General features: G+C 51.9%; 11 protein-coding genes. 4 read left to right on the top strand and 7 right to left on the bottom strand.

What is annotated here, in order from left to right:
- Positions 1-258: 258 nt before the first annotated feature.
- Complete coding sequence (locus ACO064_RS10490; RefSeq protein ID WP_421827326.1) at positions 259-2,571, bottom strand: TonB-dependent receptor; 2,313 nt, start codon at positions 2,569-2,571, stop codon at positions 259-261.
- 833 nt (positions 2,572-3,404) lie between these two features.
- Here ACO064_RS10490 and ACO064_RS10495 point away from each other — a divergent pair.
- From ACO064_RS10495 to ACO064_RS10505, 3 genes are all read left to right on the top strand, one after another.
- On the top strand, positions 3,405-4,061 hold the full coding sequence (locus ACO064_RS10495) for a sugar transferase (RefSeq protein WP_421827327.1): 657 nt from the start codon (positions 3,405-3,407) through the stop codon (positions 4,059-4,061).
- Positions 4,062-4,185: 124 nt separating this feature from the next.
- The gene (locus ACO064_RS10500; RefSeq protein ID WP_114408088.1) at positions 4,186-4,542 is read left to right on the top strand and encodes a LytR/AlgR family response regulator transcription factor; all 357 of its coding nucleotides are present in this window, start codon (positions 4,186-4,188) and stop codon (positions 4,540-4,542) included.
- Between the two features lie 280 nt (positions 4,543-4,822).
- Positions 4,823-6,781, top strand: coding sequence for an alginate lyase family protein (locus tag ACO064_RS10505; protein WP_421827328.1), 1,959 nt, complete (start codon positions 4,823-4,825; stop codon positions 6,779-6,781).
- A gap of 133 nt (positions 6,782-6,914) precedes the next feature.
- On the opposite strand, the gene ACO064_RS10510 is transcribed toward ACO064_RS10505, so the two are convergent.
- From ACO064_RS10510 to pyrR, 5 genes are all read right to left on the bottom strand, one after another.
- Positions 6,915-7,148 carry a hypothetical protein gene (locus ACO064_RS10510; RefSeq protein WP_133299898.1) on the bottom strand — a complete coding sequence of 78 codons (234 nt, stop codon included), beginning with the start codon at positions 7,146-7,148 and terminating at the stop codon, positions 6,915-6,917.
- Between the two features lie 325 nt (positions 7,149-7,473).
- Positions 7,474-12,444, bottom strand: coding sequence for a putative Ig domain-containing protein (locus tag ACO064_RS10515; protein ID WP_421827329.1), 4,971 nt, complete (start codon positions 12,442-12,444; stop codon positions 7,474-7,476).
- Between the two features lie 1,020 nt (positions 12,445-13,464).
- Positions 13,465-13,944 (bottom strand): group II truncated hemoglobin, encoded by a 480-nt coding sequence (locus tag ACO064_RS10520; RefSeq protein ID WP_421827330.1) that lies wholly within the window; start codon positions 13,942-13,944, stop codon positions 13,465-13,467.
- Positions 13,945-13,969: 25 nt separating this feature from the next.
- Complete coding sequence (locus ACO064_RS10525) at positions 13,970-14,335, bottom strand: DUF1304 domain-containing protein (RefSeq protein WP_421827331.1); 366 nt, start codon at positions 14,333-14,335, stop codon at positions 13,970-13,972.
- 49 nt (positions 14,336-14,384) lie between these two features.
- On the bottom strand, positions 14,385-14,924 hold the full coding sequence (gene pyrR, locus ACO064_RS10530) for a bifunctional pyr operon transcriptional regulator/uracil phosphoribosyltransferase PyrR (protein WP_421827332.1): 540 nt from the start codon (positions 14,922-14,924) through the stop codon (positions 14,385-14,387).
- A 119-nt stretch (positions 14,925-15,043) separates the two neighbouring features.
- On the opposite strand from pyrR, the gene pth reads away from it, so the two are divergent.
- Positions 15,044-15,607, top strand: a complete 564-nt coding sequence (pth, locus tag ACO064_RS10535; RefSeq protein WP_421827333.1) for an aminoacyl-tRNA hydrolase — start codon at positions 15,044-15,046, stop codon at positions 15,605-15,607.
- A gap of 567 nt (positions 15,608-16,174) precedes the next feature.
- Here pth and metG read toward each other — a convergent pair.
- Entirely contained in the window at positions 16,175-18,256 is a 2,082-nt protein-coding gene (gene metG, locus ACO064_RS10540) for a methionine--tRNA ligase (protein ID WP_421827334.1), read from the bottom strand.
- Positions 18,257-18,358 lie beyond the last annotated feature (102 nt).

Raw genomic sequence — 18,358 nt, forward strand, 5'->3', positions numbered from 1 at the left:
GTAATAAGTGGGTAAGACAGAGAGTTATTCACTAAAACCGCACAAGGAGTACTCCATTGCACTCCTTGTGCTTCAGAACCCGCACAACGGTGCTCCATTGCACCGGTTGTACTTTAAAAAACCGCACAGGGCTGCTCAATTACACCCACTGCACTTTAATAATCGTACAGGGCTGCTCCATTACACCCACTGCACTTTAATGATCGTACAGAAATGCGCCATTGCATTCGCTGTACGGGATTGTATTCACTACTCGGTTTAAAACTTGAACGTGTAACTAACCGTGGGAACGACCGGAAAAAGCGAATACCGATAGAGCACCGACTTCGACGGTTTATTGTCGATTTCTACTTTCCCTTCCAGCGAATAATAAAAGGGATTCCGCCGGTTATAGGCATTGTAAACACTTAGTTCCCAAATACTTTCGCGCGATTTTCTCTTGGTGTGGTATTGCAGGCTGAGGTCCATCCGGTGGAAGGCTTCGGCCCGAAAACTGTTCTTCTCGCCGTAATCTTTCACGTTTCGGGTGTCTATAAACGGGCTGGCACTGGGGTTGGAATGATCCGGATTATTGGCACTCACGGCGTACCGCGACAGCGGAACCGTCAGAGCCTGCCCCGTTCCGTATACCCACGTTCCCGATACCGTCCACCGCTGACGGAGCTCATATACGCCCACCACCGAGAAGTCGTGCCGACGGTCGTAGCGCGGAAAAAATTTCCGGCCGCCGTTCAGGTCCGCAAACTGCCATTGGGTCCACGACAGCGTGTAGCCCAGCCAGCCGGATAAGCGACCGGTTTTTTTCTGGAGCATTACCTCGCCCCCGTACGACCAGCCTTTGCCCGCCGTTACGTTATCTTCCCAGCGGGCGGGTGCTCCCGTAGCCGTGGTGTTGGTCAGCAGAAAACTGGCGCCCTCCTTATAGCTGATGTTGTTGGTCATCGTTTTGTGATAACCCTCGACGGTAAGCGCAATGCCGGAGTTGAAATCTTTAACGACGCCAATGGCCAGTTGTTCAGACTGTTGCGGTTTCACGCGGTCGGTGGTGGGCACCCACAGGTCGGTGGGAAGACCGGCACCCGAACTCGACAGCATATGAACGTACTGGTTCATCAGCGCATAGGCTCCTTTCAGCGTCCAGTCGGCTGGTAGTTTGTAGGCCACCGACAGACGGGGTTCCGGCCGGACATACTGCGCGTCTTTATGCCAAAAATAACTCAGCCGCAACCCGGCATTGATGCGCCAGCGGTTCGTTGGCTGCCAGAAATCTTCGGCATACACCCCGGATTCAATCACCTCGATGGCCTGATCGGCCCGCATCGACGGTGTGCCGGTTTCCAGTTTGGCCGAAACCACCGCGCTGGGCGTAAACCGGTGAGACGTTGCCTGAAAACCAAACCGCAGTTGATGCGTCGCCCCGGCATAGACATCGAGGTCATGTTTCAGCGTAAAATCCCGGATACCCGAAAAATATTCCAGCCGGAAAACCGCCCCGGCCTGATTGGCAACCGTGGCCGTTTCTTCATTGGCAACCCGCATTTTGTACTGACTGAAAACCAGCGCCGTATGACCCGATACGCGATTGGAAAACCGGTGGCTCCAGCGGAGGGTACCCGTTGAATTGCCCCAGCCGAGTTCCGATTCCAAGGTGCGATCGTTGTAAACCCGCTGGCTGGTGAACTGGTCGGCTCCCATATAGCCACTCAGATAGACGCGGTCGCGCGGGCCCAAATCAAACGAAAGTTTGGCGTTGTAATCGTAGAAACCGGAGCGGGTCGGAAGGCCGGATTCCGGCCCCGGCGAGAGCGCCTGCGTCAGCAATCCTAAATAACACTGCCGCGCCGACACCAGAAACGACGCTTTGCCTTTCTGCAACGGGCCTTCGAGCGTCAAGCGGGAGGCAATCAGACCGATGCTGCCCGTACCGTGCAGGTTGTTCTTATCGCCTTCTTTCATGCCCATTTCGATGACCGAAGACAGCCGCCCGCCGTACCGCGCCGGAAAACCGCCTTTTGTCAGTTCGACACCCTTCAGGGCGTCGCCGTTGAACACCGAGAAAAAGCCGAGCAAATGGCTGGGATTGTAGACCACGGCTTCGTCGACCATGATCAGGTTCTGATCCGGCCCACCGCCCCGGACATAGACGCCCGCGTTCCCTTCTGATCCTTTCTGAACACCCGGCAAAAGCTGGATCACTTTCAATACGTCTTTTTCTCCCAGCAAAGCCGGTATTTTATGGAGTTGGGCAATCGGCACTTCAATTCGGCTGAGTTGGGCGTTGTCGCTGTCTTTTGGCCGGGCCAACTGGCTTTTAACCGACACTTCGGTCAGGGTTTGCCCGGGTGTCAGGGATATATCGAGTGTCTGCTTAAGTGTCGTTGGGAGGAGGGTGCGGGTGACCGTTTCGTAACCCACAAATGAAAAAATTACCGTCACACTGTCTTTGGCCGGAACGGATAAGGTATAGAAACCGGCAGCATCGGTAACTGTCCCCGTTTGATGACCGGCCCAATAAACGTGAACGCCGGAAAGAGGCTTGCGATTGCCCATTTCCCAGACAAACCCCGACATGGTTGCCGGGGTTTGTGCTGCCGCCGAAATGGTCGCTAATGCAAAAAAGAGCTTTGCAAGAGTAGAGGATGCTTTCACAATATCAGACAGAGAATAATACTAAGTACTTTTACTTAATGCAAAGTAAATACATTATCAGACATGTTGAGTAACCGAAGAGCAAAAAAAGTAAATAAAATATTTTTCCTAACTTATTGAAGGAGTAAATTAATCTAGACAAAATACTGATTTACAATATTTTATGTACCAATTAAATAATAGTAAATTTTTTATCAGACACTAATTTTAATTGAATTTTAATGTTTCAGACAATCCGCAAAGCAGAAATAAATTACTTTTCCCACAATTCGTAAGTACCAATAACGGCATAAATAATTACTAAGTATTAGCTAAGTAACCACCGGCAGGCATACCGCCTGGTCTTTCGAACGCGTCTTCCCATTGTCTTAAGCGAGCTGGTTACAATTCGGTTAGAAAATCAAAAAAAATAATAAAACGAAGAAAGACCACTCAATCACTTTTCAAACTGATTAGTTGTCCGGGGAATTTTTGAGGGCTATTATTGTCTGATAAATATTTATACCTGGATCGGCTGTAAGAAGTTTTCATCCCGAAATTTCTTTAAAAGAAAACACTACAAGCCTATTTAGTCTCCATTTTGTCCTATCTCTGATCTTATAGGCATTGTAACCGCCTAAACATTCTTAAATAATCAACTATTTATGTTGTTTAAATACAACTATATAGTACTCATCTCCGGAAATAACCGGTGATTTTAGCCAAACTCACAAACTGTACTTATTTAATATTGATTCTTTTTACTCTCAACGTGTATGATTAGTCTTGTATCCAGGGTGTATTCCCTTCCTTCCCGCGCTGCCGGTACGCGAAAGGCCCCTCCCAGGGTTTATGCGCGGGTTGGAAAGCGTTTATTTGACCTTTTCTTTGCCGGTTTGCTTACGGCTCTCGTGCTCATTTGGCTCGTTCCCCTGATTGCCCTGGCCATCAGCCTGACCTCACCGGGGCCGGTTATTTTTGCCCAACTCCGTACCGGCCGGAACGGACGTCCGTTTCGGTGTCTTAAATTTCGGACAACGGTTTACCATCCCCGAAAAAAATACCACGCTACCCACCAGCAGCAAGCCGACGTCACACCCGTGGGCCGGTTTCTGCGGAGCAGCCGCCTGGAAGCAGTACCGATCTTTTTCAATGTACTGCTCGGCGACATGAGTTTGGTTGGTCCCCGCCCCCACACGCTTCAATACGATGCCCAAAACTGGACGGTACCCGGTTATCGCGAACGCCAGACGATGCGTCCGGGCCTGACTGGCCTGGTTCAAACCCGCCTGGATAGTGCTGCAACGCCGGGACTGATTCAATTGCCGTATGCCTTTCGCTACGACCGATGGTATGCTCGTCAACACTCGCTTTGGCTGGATTTTAAAATCTGCTGGTGGGCTATTGCGGGCCATGCGAAAGCCCTAAGTTGAATCAAACGACCACAGCACACGCCAATTAACAGACAACAATTGTGACCAAAAAGGAGGAATAGTAACATACTGGCATAGTGTTTGCTAACGTTTAAGAAAGCTATGTACTCATCGTTACTTTTCCATGAATACCGCACGTACCAGTATCAAAGTTAGAGACCGCAGAGGGAGAGCTGTCACGATTTCTGCCAAACAAATCCTCTTTTTTGAAGGCTGGAGCAATTATAGCCGTATTTTTCTTAACAAACAGAACGGTTTTGTTTCTAGCTATACACTGAAGGAACAACAGGAATATCATCCTTCCTTCTGGCGTATCTCGCGGTCGCATCTGGTCAATCCGGAGCATATCATTCAGATGGATTTGCATGATATGCACAATAGCTGGGTTGAATTATCAGACGAAACCCGTCTATCGGTAAGTCGTCGGAGAGTCAAATCCATTGTCACACTGGCGAAATTCTTCAACCTGCTGGTTTCCTGAAAACAGGCCGATGCTGCCTGCCGGGAAACGAATGAGAATGCCCGGTAAGCGGTCGTCGACACCCCATACTGCCATTTACTCAACGCTAAACATGAAAGACAGGCAGGGCCTGGTGTGTTGCGGTCTAATAGCCCGGGAGGGCGTTTAGACCGCAGCACCGGGCCAGTCGCCGATGGCTTTCAGGCCCCTGCATCGCTTCGGCACGCCCAGCTCCTCCACCTTGCGCAGAGTTGGTTTGCAACGGGCTTATTCTGATTCGTACTCAACGTGTAACGTAAAAATGCTGAATCGGTATCACTGGTTTTATTACCGGCTGCGATCTCTATCGACCGCAGAAGTGGGCTTCCGGCTGCGACAGTATTTCCAGAAAAAAGCTGACAAACAACAGGTTGGATGGAAACCAAACGTTTTACCGGCAACCTGGCCGGAGCGTATATTCGCCATGTCCTCCGACCATATTCCGGCGTTCCCCTTTTTACACGAACAGAAGATTTTTGAACAGACGCTCGACTATCGCTACCCGATCGACTGGCACCTCGACCTGAGTACCAACAAACGGTTTCCGCTCACTTACGCGAAGGAAATCAACATTCAAAACGCGGCTTTTGGAAATGTCGAATACGTCTGGGAAGTCAACCGGTTCCTTTTTCTGCCGGCGCTGGCGCTGCGTTACCAGCTCACGGCCGACCCGCGGGAATTAAGCCGGCTCATCACCCTCATTTCGTCGTGGGTCAAGGCAAACCCTTATCTGCTCGGCGTCAACTGGTACAGTAATCAGGAAGTGAACATCCGGCTGATCAACTGGTTCATCTGCTGGAATATCCTGGATGCGTCTATTCTGGCCAAAACCGACCCGGTTTTTCAGCGTTTTGTCGAATCGGTCTGGCTCCCGATCATTTACCAGCACTGCCTGTATAGCCGCAACAATCTTCCGTTTCCTTCAACTGCCGGCCACCAGCTCATTGCTGGCTATGCGGGTTTGTTTGTTGCCAGTTCATTGTGGAAGTTTCCGGAATCGCCCGCCTGGCATTCGTTCGCCCAGGGTGGTCTGGAGCAGGAAATGCAGCGCCAGCAGGGAGCCAACGGGATCAACCGGGAAGGAACCGCCGGTTCAATTTCCTTCATTGCGGATTTGTTTCTCCTGACCTATCTGACCGGTTTACGCACCGGGAATCCGTTTTCCGCACATTATATTCATCAACTGGAGAATATGTTTTCGTATATGGCCCAATTGCCCGACGAACAGGGCCATGTTCCTGCCTACGGCGATGAGGGCAGCGGGTATCTGTGGTATCTGGATAACCCGGCACCGGCCAACAATTTCCGGTCGCTGCTCTCGGCTTCGGCCATTCTGTTTGGCGATCCGCTTTCGAAAGAACGATCACAGGGTTTCGATCTGAAAAACCGCCTGCTTTTTGGCGACGAGGGTCTTCCGAAATTCGAGGCTGTTCCGGCCCGGGAAACGACCCTGGGCAGCCAGTTTTACCCGGCAGAAGGGCATTACATCCTCCGCAAACAGGAAGCCGGTACCGGTGAAATTTACGTCCATTTCAACGCAGCCACACTGGGGTCTTCGGCCTCCGTACCCCACGGTCACGCGGATGCGCTGTCGTTTGTCATGCACGTCGATGGACAGCCTTTTTTCGTCGATTCCGGTACGTATGTGCAGTATTCAACTTCGGATTGGCGCCGGTATTTTGTCAGTACCCGCGCCCACAACACGGTTTGTATCGACTGCGAAAATCAGGCATTTCAGGACGATGCGCTGCGGTGGCGGAATCCGTACGTCATCACGACTCACAAAGCCGAAATCCGTGACGATTCGGACGAAGTCATTGCCTCACACAACGGATATGACCGGATTGGTTGTTCACACCAGCGCCGGATGGCGTTCGATAAACGAAATAACCGCCTGCTGATCGACGACCAGGTCGAAAGCCGGCGAACCGGGACTCGTATGGTTGAGGTTCTTTTTCACGTTCATCCGGCCATCCGGTTTCGGGCCAAAGGCCGCAATCATTTTATCCTTTCGCACCCCCAAACGAAGCGGCTGGTGGTGCTGCAAATCGATCCGGTTTTGCAGGTCGAGGTCGTCAATGGCCAGCAGCAGCCGGATTTGCTGGGGTGGTATTCGGCGGGCTTGTATCAGAAACAGGCTACCTGCGTTTTCAGGGCCTATCTAAGCCTGGGGTCCGAACGACGCGTTGAACTACAGCATCAAATCACCGTGCAATCCTGAGCGAAATCCGGGTTGGTCAAGCGCAAAAGATAGTAACATGGATAGAGTAGTCAAGAAAAAAACCAGTCAATTGACTGGTTTTTTCTTTCAAATAACCTGATATTCTCACTAGTAAAAATCTATTCGCAAGGTATTAGTTTCCATACAGCAAACGAAACCCTTTTGTAAACATTTGGCGGGCAATTTCGGGCGAAACCACTAGAAATGACGTATTGTCGCGGGCAACAATCTGGGCGTTCAGGCCTTCCATAAAAAACTGGTTGGCACACCCGATGGCTTGCGGCAGGTTTGTAAAACTACAGGACTGCAATTGATTACGTGACCGGTTTGATGTCGTCAGGTAGGATGCGTTCTTGAGCGTGTTCATTAAAAGTACAGTTACGGTAAGACAGTTCAAAGGTAATAATCCGTCAATAAATTAAGTAATAATACTCACTAAATTTATTATTCGGTAGTATACTTAAAGGCTAAAAAACACCAAAAACGGTTACAAATCAAGCAACTACGGAAATACGTAAATATATTTTCCTATTCTACAACCCCGGTCTGCTCTGTCAGAAGAAAGGTCATCCCGCAGTGGCCGGGAGGCCATGATAACACACGCCCGGTTCCTTTTCATATAGAAAGCCTGCCTCCAGGGGAAGCAGGCTTTTCTGTTAGTCCAGGTTATTAAATTGATTGTCTCAGGAGACTTACTCCTTGAGTACTTTCAGCGTGCGGAGTAATCCTTCGCCCCGCTGAATCTGGAGCAGATACATTCCGCCCGGCAGGCCGTTCGATTGCACATTGAGGGTGGCTTTACCCGGTTCAATCCGCGTGTCCTGGTCCGAAACCGGCAGTTGTTGCCCCGTCGGCGAAACGATTGAAAAACGATAGGGTGCCAGCGGTACGATTTGTTCCTGGGATTCCAGCGGCAGGTTTACCGTGATCTGATCGCGGAACGGATTGGGATAAACGCCCCAGACGGCCGATTCGGCGGTGGAGTTGGCCACCGAAATTTCGGCGTTCTCCCGTTTACCGGAAATATTTCTTACGTAGAACGTAATGAGCCGCGTGACGAGCTGGTTGCCCTGAATATTGGGGTTTTTGTAACCGGTCACTTTCAACATATAGATCCCAACTGGAAGCGGAATTCCTCCGTTGTCGCCCACCATGGCCCAGGGTGCAAAATTTTCCTGAAAATTCACGTTTTTAGGTCCACTGAGTTCAAATTTCACACTCAACACCTTCGTCTCAATTTCGAAAAAGATATTGATCATGGCCGGCAGCGTATTCGCCATCAGCACCGTTTCGTGGTTCAATTCCTGAATGAAGTTCTGCGGTTCGGGTCCCTTGCCAGCCTTATAGAGTTTCATAACGATGTTTTCTTTTACCGTCATGTTGTAGGTGACGATCACGGAACCTGCCTTGTTGTCGATCGCCTTCACGCTGACCGCAACGGTTTGAGCCGTTGTGGGAACACCGCTGATGACACCGGTCGTCGGGTTGTAAGAAAGCCCTTTCGGCAAATTGGTCACCTCGACCGACGTGATGCTGCCATCCGGATCTGAAAAATGCGACTTGCCGATCGTGTAGGAATAGGCAATGCTGATCGTTGCCGTTTGGCCGGGAATTTCGCGCACCAGAACGGGCAGTTGATTGACAGGAGCCTCGTTCACCGTCAGCCGGAAAGTCGTGGTAACGGAGCCTTCACGGTTATCCGTCGCCGTCACTGTCACGGTGGTTGTCGCAGGGGCCGTGGGCGTTCCACTGATCACTCGCGTGTTCGGCGTATACGTTAGTCCGTTGGGCAAACCGCTCACAATTTCCACTTTCGAAATGCTGCCGTCAGAATCCGTAAAGACCCCCGCTCCGATCGTATAGCTGAAAAGCTGTCCGACCGTAGCGCTCTGATCCGCAATGGTCTGTGCCACGATGGGCAGGACATTCGGAGCCAGGTTCACCGCCAGCCGGAAGGTCGTCGTGACAGAACCGTCACGGTTGTCAGTGGCCTTCACCGTCACCGTCGTGGTGGTGGGGGCCGAGGGCGTTCCACTGATCACCCGCGTGTTCGGCGTATACGTTAGTCCGTTGGGCAAACCGCTCACAATTTCCACTTTCGAAATGCTGCCGTCTGAATCCGTAAATACTCCCGCTCCGATCGTATAACTAAACGCCTGACCAACGGTACCGCTCTGATCCGGAATGGTCTGTGCCACCACGGGCAGGATATTTTCCGGAACCGGCACCGGGTTCACCATTAGCTGAAAGGTGGTGGTAACGAAGCCTCCCTGGTTGTCGGTGGCCTTCACCGTCAACGTCGTGGTGGAGGGAGCCGTAGGGGTTCCGCTGATCACCCGCGTAGCGGGCGTATAGGTCAGCCCATTGGGCAAGCCGTTCACGATTTCTACTTTCGAAATGCTGCCGTCCGGATCGGTAAAGGCCCCTTCCACGATGGTATAGCTGAAAAGCTGCCCGACGGTAGCGGTCTGATTCGGTATCAGACTACTGACCTGCGGTGCCTGATTTTCCGGCGGTGAGGGCGACGCTACAACCACCAATTTGAATGCAACCGTTGCCGTTCCGCCGTCATCGTCGGTGGCCGTCACACTAATCGTTGCGGTTTCGGGCTGCGTCAGGGTTCCGCTGATGGTTCGGTTACTCTGGTTGTAACTCAGGCTGGCGGGCAAGCCGCTGACGGCCATGCTGGCGATGGTTCCGTCGGAATCGGCAAACGTTTCAAGCGGAATCTGAAAAATGAATGATTGTCCAACGGTAACCGTCTGGTCGACCGGAGCCTGAACAATGGCCGGTGGCAGATTGGGAATGGGCGCCGGTTTGGGGGCGGCATTGACCGTAATCAGGAAGGACGTAGTGGCCGTTGCACTCAATGCATCCGTCGCCCTCACCGTCACCGTTGCCACTCCCTCGGCGGTTGGCGTCCCGCTGATTAGGCGGCTGCCAGCATTGTAAGTTAGCCCATCGGGTAAGCCACTCACCTGAATAGTGCTCAGGTTGTTATCGGGATCGGTGAAAATACCGGCAGCCAGGGTATAGGCAAAGGACTCCCCTACGCGAGCCGTTTGATCCGGAATGGTTTGGCTCACCACCGGCGGGCGGTTTTGGGGAGCCGTTGTAACCACCACCGTAACCAGCGAGGGCGTATACCCGCCCTGACCATCCGATACAATCAAACTGGCCGTAAACGTACCGACCTGGGTAGGTGTGCCAATCAATGTGCGGTTTGCCTGGTTGTAGGTCAATCCAACTACGCCACCGGACATGGCATAAACGAGCGTCTGGTTCTCATCGTCCGCAAATTCCGGAATCGTATACGAAAAAGGAACATTGACCGACGCATAGATGATAGGAAGCGGAACGGCAACGGGTGGCGTGTTACCCGGTTCCGATACCTGAGCCGTACTGGAAGGACAGTTCAGCGTGATCGGCGAGCCCTTCAGATAATAATCCGAATTCTCAATCCGCATGCTGATGACGTGCGGCTTATCGTCCTTGATGCTGGCCGGGATCAGGAACTGGTAGCCATGCAGACCGTTTCCTTTTTTGGCCGCCACCAAATCCGGCCGGTTGACATTGGCGGTAAAGGTGCCGATCACATTCAGACCGTCGAGAACTTCCACCGGCATGGGCGTATTGGGCAGGTTACGATCCCAGACCCAGCCCCAGATGTCGCCTTCGCAGTTGTATTTGTCGAGATAGCCTTCAAAATTCCCGGTTCGTTTCACCACCGGAGCGGCTTCCCGTATGGTAACCTGCAACGGAACCGAAGAGACCACTTCGGAGGGATCGGCAGCCGTATAGGTCAGCGAAAACACGCCCACCGTGGTTGGTGTGCCACTCAGTGTGTTCGTTTCTGCAGAGTAGGTCAAGCCCGGCACCGTACCCGCAAGGCGGTGAATCAGGGGTTGCGATTCGGGATCGGTAAACGGTGGCAGCCCGTACGAAAAGGCTTTGCCGACTTCGCCCAGGGGGGCAGCGACGGTTGGAGCAACCGGAGCCTGATTGGTTCCGCCGGGATCGATGACCGTCATCCGGAAACTCCCGGTAACCAGCGCGCCCAGATTGTCACGGGCCGTCAACGTCACCATCGCCGACTGTACCCGCGTGGGTGTGCCGGTAAATTCGCCCGTTGCACTCACCCACCGGATGCCTTCCGGCAAACCACTCGCTTCAACACTCACAATCGAACCATCCGAATCGGTAAAAACCTGGCCAATCGAATAACTGAAGGGTTGCCCCACGGTAGCCAACTGGTCGGTCAGAGTTTGACTCAAAACGGGCAGGTTATTGATAACCGGGGCTTCATTCCGGAGCAAATCTTCATCCAGTTCAATCCGTACCGGTTTGTTTCCGTTTTGTGCATACCGCTGCCCCCAGCGCTCCTGGGCAATCACATGGTTTTTTAAAATATCCGACAGCTTATAGCCAATGGCTGCCCCAACGGTTTGAACCTGGGTGACCGGCTGGTTCAGCAAGCCGTTGTTGACCACCATTTTAATCAGATCCGTCAGTTTTTGCCGGGCATTCGTGCCGCCAAAGTTGGCCAGTGTCAGCATTTTGGCGCCATGTTCGAAACACTGGGAAATTTGCTCGTAGTATTTCTCGGTCGATACCGACGTGTGGAACATGCCATCCACCGCGTTGATCATAAACGCCCCCGGCCGCAGATTCGTCCGAACCACATCCATCGAAAACCGGTGGTTATAATCCGGCCCGTCGTTAAACTTCAGACCATCGACCGACTGGCCGAGGTTCTTGAAGGCCAACGACGCCCGCAAGCCCGAAAGCCGGTCCCAGACGCACCCGTGCTGGTTGACAACAACGATGTTCGGATCGACCCCTTTGACAGTAGTGTTGATCTTGTCGATAAACCCTTTCAACTGGCGGTGCCGAAACACATACCAGTCTTCGCCCCGAACACCGGTATGAGACGCGTAGGGGTTCGAAGGAATGTGGGGCGCGGGTCGCACACGGTTCCACTCACTGAAGTCGGTTCCCCAGCGTTGGTTGAGTTGGGCTAAACTGAACCGAGCCTGTAGATATTGACGAAAAGCTTCCAGCTCCGATACGCTGTAATCGTAGGGAACCACGTATTTGTTGCCCGACGGGGGATCGTAAACGGGCGAATATTCGGCCTCCAGCGCGGGCGAGGACACGACCGAGAAAAACAGAAGCTGGCCCTGTTCCTGCAGATAATGGTATCGGTTGGCCGCTTCCAGCACAAACGCGTTGGCCCGGTCGACGGTTTGCTTGTGGGAAAATGAAAACTGGATGATTCCCTTGGTCAGGTTCCGGGAACTGTCGGCTGCCTGCATGGTTTCATGAAGCCCCCAGAACCCCCCAAGCCGTACGGCATCACGACCGACATGGACCCGCAGCGCAATCTTCAGACCCAATCGCTGGGCCGTCTGGATGTGAGAATCGATCACATCCCAGCTCGCGCTGCTTTCGACCGTAGGATAAACCCGGTCCCAGTTGATGGTGATTTCTACGGCATTACAACCCGTAGCGGCCGAGTGTTCGATGCGTTCATCGTCGATGCGGGCATCCGTCTCAAAGTTAAAAATCGTCAGACCGAGGTAACGCTGACTATCGATCACAGGTGGAGCAAACCGGGCATTTTTCGCAGCATATGGGGGCGGAGTGTCCGCCGGGCGAGCCATTGCAAACTGAAAAGATGCAACAAGAAGCACTACTATTTTAAAAATATGCTTCGGAAATTGGACAGGGACAGGAGAACGCCGAATGCGTACAGGTAGATTTGAAATCATAATTACCGTTGAGCAATTTTAAAGGTGATCCAACAATAGGGCATTTGCCTAAATACCCCGTTTTCTTCTCTTACACTTCACACCAACCAATCATAGCCATTAAACTATGGACATAGGTCGTCATTTGAAAAGCTTTTTTGTCTGACAAATACACTTCAACTTGCTAGCGGAATGGATAATGCAAAAGAGATGCCAATGGAATTTTTTGTTATTCTTTGGTACAAATACTTGAAATTCAGATATTTGAATGGCTGTTGATTTTTTTTGAAAAATCTAGAGAACGGTTTTTACTGTACTGACTGCCACTAAAAATCGAGAAAAAACAAAATTTCAGAACGCCATAATTACCGAAATGTACAGCCGGTAAACAAACTGGCAGGACCACTTTTAACCACCATCGACAACCAGCACAGGGCGGTTTTAGAAAGACTAATCCAGGAAGGGAATGTCGCGGTCCTCTGGGAGCAAAACAGGGCAGAATCGTTCTGGCGCGTATCGATTTTATCGATACATGAGCAAAAACCCGACAGCAGAACATTGGCGGGTGACAAAACGACGGTTTGTCGGCGAAACGCTGAAAGGGCTACAAAGTAAGATGGATTCGGCTGAAACGGCCGGGCGGCACGGTCATCCGGATCAGCCCGGTTTTAAAGCAAGTCTGTACTCAGGAAACGTATACGGGAGAGGGCATTCAAAATTTTCTGGATGTCGAACCGCGGTTTGGCACCCCGAAGCGTTCCGCGAAATGGCAGAAGCAATCCATACGTATGGTATATACGTCTCCGAAGCGATTGGCAAGCGGGCACACACCTGGTTTCGAAACCGGTTCGAAACAGCACCTGGCATTGCGGAGAGAGCGGCAATACCTGCGGCCCATTTCCGGCGGGCGGCTTTCTCATCTACGCCTGACCCTTAACCCGGGACATATGGCCCCCCGGTTTCACCCCATCCCCAGGCCGGCATCGGTGCATCGGCCTGAACGGGATTGTGGGTCGCCGTCGAATTTAGCACCGCAATCCGGCTTCCCCATTCCAGATACCCCAGCAGGGCAGAACGAAACTCCGGGTCGTCGGGCAGGCCAATTTCATCTGCGCTCTCAAGCAGCAGGTTCATCCACCGACGTCGTTTGGGCTCGTCGAGCTGCTTGCCGAGGTGATGTGCCACCATGATGGCGTGGCTTCCGCCGTCGGTTTCTGTGTAGTGTTTCGGCCCGCCAAAAACTTCGCCAATAAAATGGGCGACGTGGCTGGCGTGTTCGGGTGACATGTGCCGGAAGACGGGTTCGAGCAGGTCGTCCTTCAAAACTTTCTGATAGAAGCGTGTCGTCAGTTGTTCCAGCCGGTTGGTACCGCCCAGCCAGTCGTTCAGCGTGGGCGTGGTGCGTTCGTTCATCGTTGTGTCGTCAGTAGCTCCAGCTTCACCAGTTGTATTGAACCAGCAATAGCCCAATCGTAATCAAGGCTGGCAGAGCCTGGGTAAAGAAGATTTTTTTATCCGCTGTCAAGGCTCCGTATAGTCCGGCGACGGCAACACAGGACAGAAAAAAGAGGGCAACATTGGCCTGCCAAACCGGGTCGCTGATCAGCAGTGACCAAATCAAACCCGCAGCCAGAAAACCGTTGTACAGGCCCTGATTAGCCGCCAGGGCCTTGGTTGCGGGAAATAAATGAGCCGGGAAGTTCTTGAATACTTTCGGCCCCCGGGTGGTCCAGGCGAACATTTCAAGCCAGAGGATGTAGAGATGGAGCACCGCCACCAGTCCAATCAGGATTTTAACCAGCATTGCCGTGGAATTTAAAATTGTAAAAGCCGTTTGAACAAAAATGTTCTGTTTACTCCATCAGCCAGATCCGGTCGGTTTCCGCGCCCTGCTCCGTCCATTCCACCAGCACCCGCTGCGACTCCAGCGTGTTGACGCGTTTGCCGATGTAGTCGGGTTTGATGGGCAGGTCACGGTTATACCGCCGATCGACCAACACCAGCAGTTCAATCGTGCGGGGCCGCCCGAAAGCCGTCATGGCGTCGAGTGCGGCCCGCACCATCCGCCCCGTCGAAATCACATCATCGACCAGAATGACCTTCTTATTTTCAATCAGAAACGGCACATGGGTGGTATTGGGACGCAAGGGCGACTCGCGCCGGCGAAAATCGTCACGGTAAAAAGTAGCGTCCAGGTAGCCCAGCGGAATTTCTTTCTGTAACGTTCGGTTCAGTTCCCTCGCAATCCGTTCGGCAAAATAAATGCCGCGCGGCTGCATGCCCAGTACCACCGTTTCGGCAAAATCCTGGTGATTTTCAATCAGTTCCTGACACAACCGGCTGATAACAATCTCCAGCAACGGACTGGCGAGGATAAGGCGTTTTTGGTTCATGAACGAAAGATAGTAGTCGGTTTTCAGTTTTCGGTTTTTCCGCAGGTGTTTTTTGTTGAAAGGTTTCTGCGAACTTTGCAACCGGATTCAATTGATGAACCCCTCAAAAACGGTTTTCTATGAAATTTCTCATCGCCGGGCTGGGCAACATCGGCCCGGAATATATGCTGACCCGTCACAACGCCGGTTTTATGGTATTGGATCGGCTGGCGGCTCAACACGGTTTTAGTTTTTCCACCAACCGCCTGGCCTACACCGCCGAATGGCGTCACAAGGGGAAAATCATCCACCTCATCAAACCCACGACCTACATGAACCTGAGTGGTCGGGCGGTCAGCTCGTATTTGAAACAATTTAGCATACCCACTGAAAATCTGCTGGTTATCACCGACGACAAAGATTTGCCGTTTGGGAAGTTGCGACTAAAGCCGAAAGGTTCGGCGGGTGGTCATAATGGCCTGCGCAGCATCGATGATGTGCTGGGAACACAGGAATACGCCCGGCTTCGGTTTGGCATTGGCAACGATTTCTCAAAGGGGCGTCAGGTAGACTTTGTTTTGGGAACGTTTCCACCGGAAGAGCTGGCGGAATTGCCGGACCACCTTGACCGGGCTGGTGAGGCCGTGCTCAGTTTTTGTACTTCCGGACTACAGCACACGATGAATTTTTTCAACCAAAAATAAAACTATTTAAAGATTTTTACAATTTCTGAAATAAAAATTTCCTTTGGCTAAATTGTGCAATTTGTAGTATTTTGTTTCAATATAGCGGTTAAATAGCATAGAAACGGCGTTATAACGTATTACAAATCAATACCATACCACCCACCGCCACTACTATTATTAAAAAATAAAATTTGTACTCTTAAAATTTATTGCGATATTTGCATTGTTCTTCAAAGGGAGAGCAATTGAACAAAATCAGGAATTTCTAAGTTAATTTGAAATAAAAAGATTTTGTTGCGTTACTTCTGAATTATTGTCACGTCTTAAGTGTAGTTAGTTTAGAAAGCTGCCGGACGGTACGATTTGAAAGACATGAAGAAGTAGCTAAGTTATTAAAGAAGAAAAGGTTAAGGGTTTAGGAATAGTCAGTATAAAGCCTCTCGCAATGATCGGGAGGCTTTATCTTTTTGTGACCATCTGTCCTGAACTCGGATTCCACGGATGAAAGGATTAACTGGGATATAGAATGGCGTTGCGGTAGCAATCTTAGTTAATCCTTTCATCCGTGGAATCCGAGTTCAGACATTACGACACTGTCCCCCCGTTCCAAACCGCTTTATCCGGCCCGATCAGCGACAGGCTGCCGTCGCGGTCTTCGGCCATCAGAATCATTCCCTGCGATTCGAGCCCCATCATTTTGCGGGGAGCCAGGTTGGCCAGAAACGTTACCTGCTTGCCGATAAGGGCTTCGGGGGCAAAATGTTTGGCAATACCGCTCAGAATCTGGCGTGGGCCGGTACCATCCTCCACTTTCAGTTTCAGGAGTTTATCACTTTTCGGGACGCGTTCGGCTTCCAGAATGGTTCCGATGCGGATGTCCATTTTGGCAAAATCATCGTATTGAATCGCCGGTTTGGCTTCCGGAATGGTTTTGGTGGCCAGTTCGTTCATGCGTTTGGATTCGTGCAGTTTCGTGATTTGTTGGGCAATTACCTCGTCTTCCAGTTTCTCAAACAGCAAAACCGCTTCGCCCAAAGCATGGCCGTGGGGCAGCAAATCCGGTTTGCCCGCATTGATCCAGTGAAAAGCCGATCCGACGGCATCTTCCGGCGTAATCTGGTCGGTATTGAGCAGTTTCCGTAATTTTTCGGCGGTAAAAGGCAGAAACGGTTCGCAAACAATGCTGAGACTGGCCGAAATCTGCAAGGCAATGTTCAGAATGGTGTTGACGCGCGGCAAGTCGGTTTTGGCCACTTTCCACGGCTCCGTCTCCGCCAGATACTTGTTTCCCAACCGCGCCAGATCCATCAGATACGTCAGGGCTTCGCGGAAACGGTATTGCTCGATGGCCTGACCGATGCGATCCGGAAACTGGGCCAGTTCGTTCAAAACCGCCTGATCGGTTTCGTTAAGACTGCCTTTGGTCGGCACTTTGCCTTCACAGAATTTCTGCGTCAGCACCACCGCCCGGTTCACAAAATTGCCAAAGATCCCGACCAGTTCGCTGTTGTTGCGGGTCTGAAAATCTTTCCACGTAAACTCGCTGTCTTTGGTTTCGGGGCCGTTGGCCGCCAGCACATAGCGCAGCACATCCTGCTTGCCCGGCAGTTCGTCCAGGTACTCGTGCAGCCAGACCGCCCAGTTGCGCGAGGTCGAAATCTTGTCGCCTTCCAGGTTCATAAACTCGTTGGCGGGCACATTGTCGGCCAGAATATAGCTTCCCTCGTGCATCAGCATCGCCGGGAAAATGATGCAGTGGAACACGATGTTATCTTTTCCGATGAAATGAACCAGCTTTGTATCCTTGTCACGCCAGTACAATTCCCAATCCCGGCCCTGCTGCTCGGCCCACTCCTTGGTCATCGAAATGTAGCCAATCGGCGCATCGAACCAGACGTACAGCACCTTGCCGTCCGTATCGGGCAGCGGCACTTTGATTCCCCAGTCGAGATCGCGGGTCATGGCGCGGGGGCGCAATCCTTCTTTCAGCCACGACTGACACTGTCCCATCACGTTGGTTTTCCACTCCGGGTGGCTGTTGACGTATGCCTCGATGCGCGGCTGCATCCGATCCAGCGGCAGATACCAGTTTTTGGTGGCTTTCAAAACCGGTTTGGCCCCCGACAGCATCGAGCGCAACGGTTCTTTCAATTCGGTCGGGCTGAGTGTTGAGCCGCAGTTTTCGCACTGGTCACCGTATGCATTGGGGTTTCCACAAACCGGGCAAACCCCCACGATGTAGCGGTCGGCCAGAAACTGGTTGGCGGTTTCGTCATAATATTGCTCCGTGACTTCTTCCGTAAAATGCCCGTTGTGATACAGATTCAGGAAAAATTCCCGCGAAGTCTCGTGGTGAATCGGTTTCGACGTCCGGGAGTACATATCGAACGAGATCCCGAAATCTTCGAAGGCGCGTTTGATCTGGACGTAATATTTATCGACCACCTGCTGGGGTGTAATGCCTTCTTTCTGAGCGCGAATGGTAATCGGAACGCCGTGTTCGTCGGTGCCGCTGATGAAGGCCACATCTTTGCCAGTTGCGCGGAGGTACCGCACATAAATATCGGCGGGCAGGTAACAACCGGCGATGTGTCCGATGTGAATCGGGCCGTTGGCGTAAATCAGGGCCGCCGTGACGGTATAGCGTTGCGGGTTTTCGAGTGACATGTTGGTCGGTTTACGGTTTTCGGTATTCGGTTCAACACAGAAACAATGGCGGGTTCCATCTTCCGTCAAATCGCACCTTTCAAAACCTAATTTTGGCGCGAA

Origin of the sequence: Larkinella sp. (genome assembly GCF_965227735.1) — a bacterium.
Lineage (GTDB): Bacteria > Bacteroidota > Bacteroidia > Cytophagales > Spirosomataceae > Larkinella.